Source organism: Mesorhizobium sp. M7A.F.Ca.CA.001.10.2.1 (genome assembly GCF_003998575.1).
Classification (GTDB): Bacteria; Pseudomonadota; Alphaproteobacteria; order Rhizobiales; family Rhizobiaceae; genus Mesorhizobium.
Genome location: NZ_RZQY01000433.1, coordinates 1 through 5,071, shown reverse-complemented (window position 1 = coordinate 5,071; position 5,071 = coordinate 1). Strand labels below are relative to the sequence as shown.

Sequence of the window (5,071 nt, the reverse complement as noted above, 5' to 3'; positions counted from 1 at the left end):
CCGCCGGGTGGATGTCAAACCGCTGCTATCAGGCATCTATCCGCTCGACGAGGCGGTTACCGCTTTCGAGATTGCTGGGGACCGCAACAGGTCGCTGAAGGGCCAGATCGCGGTCTGAAGATCCTTCGGATGCGCTGGAAGCGCATCAACACATCGCCTTTAAATCGCGTCGGCGCCGATCGCCGCCAGCGCGGCGCGTGCCACGTCGAAATCCTGCTCGCCGGTTCCCGAACCGACACCGATGGCGCCCGCCAGGCGGCCATCGAAGCGGATCGGCAGGCCGCCAGGCAAATTGGTCACGCCGCCCTGTGAGGCGATCCCAGCCAAGGTTGCTGCTTCGGGCGCCATGCCGCCGGTCGCGGCGTTGATCGACGCCGCCGTGCGCGCCTTTCCCCGCGCCGTGTGCAGGCTCAGGAACCGTGCGCCGTCCATACGCAGGCTGGCGATGGTCTCGCCGCTTGCATCGACAACCACAAGACATTGCGGCACCCCTATCGTGACGGCGCGTGCGGCTCCGGCAGCCACGGCTTTCAACGCGCCGTCATGCGTGAGGCTGATGGTCTTTCGAAACATCGCTATGCCTTTACTGTTTTGGAATTTGCTGAAGGAGTTCAGGTGCTTTCGCGCTCGACGACGCGATACCCGGTCAGGATGATTTCCTGTTCGTGCTTCTTTTCGCCGCCGCGGATGATCTGGATAAGCCTGCGGGCAGCTTGTTGTCCGATGCCATAGCAGTCCACGTTCACGGTTGTGATGCCGGGATGGCAGAAGGCGGCAACCTCATAGTCGCCAAAGCCGGCAATGGCGATGTCCTGCGGGACCCGCATTCCACGACGCTTGCATTCCATCAGCGCGCCAAAGGCCGAGAGATCGGAAACGCAGAGCACGGCCTCGGTGTCCGGCCAGCGTTCCAGCATGCTCACAACCGCCTGGCCACCTTGTTCGATGGAGATCGGTGGCACGCCGAAGGAGACAAGCCGGCCGGTCGGCAGGCCGAGTTCCTCGATGGCTCGGACAAAGCCTTCGCGCCGCTGGCTGCCGCGCGTGTCGCGCGAGGTCGTGCCACCGATGTAGCCGAATTTTCGATAGCCTTTCCTGGCCAGCGTTTTGACGAGAAGCCCCATCGCCTCTTCGTTGGAGAACCCGACCACCTGATCGATGGGTTTCGACGGCAACTCCCAGGTTTCGACTACCGGGATGCCCGCGTTATCAAGAAGGCGGCGGGCGCGCTCCGTATGGGCTCCTCCAGTCATTATGATGCCTTCCGGCCGTCGGCGGAGCATCGCTTCGATCAGCTTTTCCTCCTTCTCGACCGTGTAGTCGGTGTAGCCGAGAAGAAGCTGGAGTCCCGTGCTCTCCAGTTCATCCGTAATACCGCGCGCCGTGTCGGCGAAGTTGGAATTGTTGAGCGATGGAACCATTGCAGCAACAAATCCAGTCTTGCGCGAGGACAGGGTACCGGCTGACTGGTCGAGCACGTAACCAAGCTCGTTGACCGCAGCCATGATCTTTTCCCGCGTCGCCTTGGAAACCCGGCTGCCCTCTTTCAGGGCGCGTGAAACGGTCATGGTGGACACACCTGCCCGCAGCGCCACGTCAACCATAGTTGGCGCATGGCTTTCGAGGGGCCTAGATGAGGCAGCCTTGGCCATCATGCCGCTCCACCGGCCGGCTGAGGCCTGCCCAAGGGAAGCGCTAGACGTTCGGTCACAAGGTCTCTGCGGCGTCCTGCATCGATCATGAGCCACCCCTTGGAATCAAACTCCACGCGAAGGACATGTTATCGATACCATCTGAACAAGACAACGACCATATGTGTCTAGGTATTGTCATGAGCACTGGGTGACGGTTCTTTTCTCGAACGTTGAGTCGCGTACGAAAATTACCGTCAAAGCACCGTCAGATGGATCTGCTGCCCTTACACCCAGATTTGCACGAGGCCAAAGAAATCAGCGACTTAGGCAATCGAAGACTTCAGTTGATAATGTGGGTCCGATTGTGAATGAGATGAACCGCAAACCGTTGGTTTTTCTGCGAAAAACCACTACGAAGCACTCCGGACTACGCTAACCCCTCATTGCCGGGTGGATCGTCCGTATGGTCCCGCAACCGCTCCGCTTCTCCGATAATGCCAAGTGCTTACTAGGTGCGATGAGCCGGCAGCCGGCGGGACAGACGGCAACCTTGCCATTCACCGGACGGGAACTGTGCATTTTTTCCAAAAGCAGGAACATACCTGCATCGCCCAAGTTAGACATCGACGGCATTGGATCACGGATTCTTTCTCGCATTCTCCAGTCTGACAGAGTGCTCCATGATTCTTTGATGCTCGAACCAATGGGCAGGACAATGTACCGCTGTCAGCTTTTCTTATCTGCCTTTGGCCTGGTGTTGGCGGGTGGCCTGTCCCCACAGGGCCAAGCCATGGCACAGGCGCCCTGCCCGGCCCACCACGATAAGCTGCTCGCTGTCCTCAAGGCCAATGTGAAAGCGAGCGGCGGACCTGCCAACGGAGGCTTTGAGACTAACGAATGGGCGGCTGTCGTTGCCCGCGACGGCGCCGTGTGCGCGATCGCTTTCAGCGGTCCCACCGCCGATTCCCAATGGCCAGGCAGTCGCCTCGTCGCGGCAGAGAAGGCCAATACGGCCAATGGGCTCAGCTTGGCGCAAATGGCCCTATCGACGGCCAATCTCTACGCGGGGGCGCAACCTGGCGGGCCGCTTTTCGGCTTGCAGGAGACCAATCCGGTTAACCAGGCCGCGGCCTATGCGGGCGATCCCAAAACGTTCGGAAGCGCCAGCGATCCCCTTGTCGGCAAGCCGATTGGAGGCGTCGTTGTGTTTGGCGGCGGGCTTGCCCTCTATGACGGCAAGAGCATCGTCGGAGGGATCGGGGTCTCCGGAGATTCCTCATGCGCCGATCACAATGTCGCCTGGCGTGTTCGCGCGGCGCTCGGCCTCGACAAGGTTCCCGCCGGGGTCAATCCCAATCGCAAGGACGCCATCGTCTACGATCTCGATCCCGGCGGCAAAAGCGCCTCGGGTTGGGGCCATCCGCTTTGTGCCGGTACCGAGGCTGACATCGCGGCGGCGCTCGGCGCCGGCGTGGGAGGCTCGATCCACAAATGAAAGGCACGCTGCACCCGGCACCGGCGCGCGTTGACGCAGGACGAGGCGCCCGCGCATTGGCGACCGAGAATTCTTTTCGCACCTGCATACTCTCGGTGATGCTGCTGGCATGCGGCCCATTCCTGAGCGGTGCCTCGGAGCCGCCATCGGCGGCGGCTATTGCGCCGCCCGCCGCCGCCGCGCCACCCGATGACGGGCAATGGACAATGCCGGCCAAGAACTACGCGTCGACCCGCTTCAGCGACCTGACCGAGATCAACGAAGGCAACGTCAAGAACCTGCAGGTCGCCTTCACCTTCTCCACCGGCGTGAACAAGGGCCAGGAAGCAGCGCCGCTGGTTGTCGGCAACATCATGTACATCGTCACGCCCTTTCCCAACATCGTCTACGCGCTCGACCTTTCCAGGCCCGGCGCGCCGATGAAGTGGAAGTACGAGCCCAACCCCGAGCCGGCGGCACAAGGGGTGGCCTGCTGCGATGTCGTCAACCGCGGCGCGGCCTTCGCCGACGGGCGCATCTTCTTCAACACGCTGGACGGCCACACGATCGCCCTCGACGCCAACACAGGCAAACCGATCTGGAACGCTCATATCGGCAACATCAACATCGGCGAGACCATCACCATGGCTCCGCTGGTGGTGAAGGGCAAAGTTTTGGTCGGCAATTCCGGCGGCGAAATGGGCGTCCGCGGCTGGGTCAAGGCGCTGGATGCCGGAGACGGGCATATTGTCTGGACGGCTTATGGCACTGGACCCGACAAGGATGTGCTGATCGGCCCGGACTTCAAGCCCCACTATGACATGGACAAGGGCACAGACCTTGGCGTGACGACATGGCCGCCGGAAGCCTGGAAGATCGGCGGCGGCAATATGTGGGGCTGGATCTCCTACGATCCGGACTTGAACTTGATTTTCCACGGCACAGGCAATCCAGGACCGTGGAATCCGGATTTGCGGCCCGGCGACAACAAATGGACGTCCGGTATTTTCGCGCGTGATCCCGATACCGGAGCGGCGAAGTGGTTCTATCAGTGGAGCCCGCATGACCTCCATGACTATGACGGCATCAACGAGCAGATCCTTTTGGACATGACCTGGCAAGGCAAGCCGCGCAAGGTCCTCGTCCGACCGGAACGCAACGGCTACCTCTATATCCTCGATCGGACCACTGGCGAGGTGCTGTCGGCCACAGCCTATGGCCCGGTCAATTCCAGCAAGGGCGTCGACCTGAAGACCGGCCGCCTGATTGCAAACCCCGACAAGAGAACCGGCACCGGCAAGGTGGTGCGAGACATTTGCCCGACAGCGTCCGGCCTCAAGGACTGGCAGCCATCGGCCTTTTCGCCGAGGACCGGCCTGCTCTACATCCCCCACAACAATCTCTGCATGGATGAAGAAGGCGTCGAGGTAAACTACATCGCAGGCACGCCCTATGTCGGCATGAACGTACGCATGATCCCCGGGCCGGGCGGCAATCGTGGTGCCTTCACCGCCTGGGATGTTGCCGCCGCCAAGCCGGCCTGGGTCCTGAAGGAGAACTTTCCGGTGTGGAGCGGCACCGTCGTCACTGCCGGCGATGTCGTCTTTTACGGCACCATGGAAGGCTGGTTCAAGGCGGTCAGCGCCAGGACTGGCGACCTCCTTTGGCAATTCAAGACATCGTCCGGCATCATCGGCCAGCCGATAACCTATCGCGGCCCCGATGGGCACCAATATGTCGCAATTCTGTCAGGCGTCGGTGGCTGGGCCGGTGCCATCGTTTCCGGCGACCTCGACCCACGCGATGCCACCGCGGCACTTGGCTTCGTCAACGCGATGAAGGATCTAAAGAACGCTACCACGGCGGGAGGCACGCTTTATGTGTTCCGGCTGCCTTGATGGATCGGACTTGACCGTACGTCCGGCGCGAAAGGCGTTCCAACGGGTGGCGATCGGCATGGCCG

The 5,071-nt window shown here is 61.5% G+C and carries 4 protein-coding genes; 2 read left to right on the top strand and 2 right to left on the bottom strand.

Annotated features, from left to right (window positions below; translation table 11 throughout):
* Positions 1–159: 159 nt before the first annotated feature.
* Complete coding sequence (locus EN964_RS23910) at positions 160–573, bottom strand: heme-binding protein (protein WP_373565071.1); 414 nt, start codon at positions 571–573, stop codon at positions 160–162.
* 38 nt (positions 574–611) lie between these two features.
* Entirely contained in the window at positions 612–1,655 is a 1,044-nt protein-coding gene (locus tag EN964_RS23905; RefSeq protein WP_127268546.1) for a LacI family DNA-binding transcriptional regulator, read from the bottom strand.
* Between the two features lie 496 nt (positions 1,656–2,151).
* On the opposite strand from EN964_RS23905, the gene EN964_RS23900 reads away from it, so the two are divergent.
* On the top strand, positions 2,152–3,129 hold the full coding sequence (locus tag EN964_RS23900) for a heme-binding protein (protein ID WP_373565070.1): 978 nt from the start codon (positions 2,152–2,154) through the stop codon (positions 3,127–3,129).
* Positions 3,126–5,006 carry a methanol/ethanol family PQQ-dependent dehydrogenase gene (locus tag EN964_RS23895; protein ID WP_127271841.1) on the top strand — a complete coding sequence of 627 codons (1,881 nt, stop codon included), beginning with the start codon at positions 3,126–3,128 and terminating at the stop codon, positions 5,004–5,006. Before EN964_RS23900 ends, EN964_RS23895 begins: the two co-directional genes overlap by 4 nt.
* Positions 5,007–5,071: the final 65 nt, after the last annotated feature.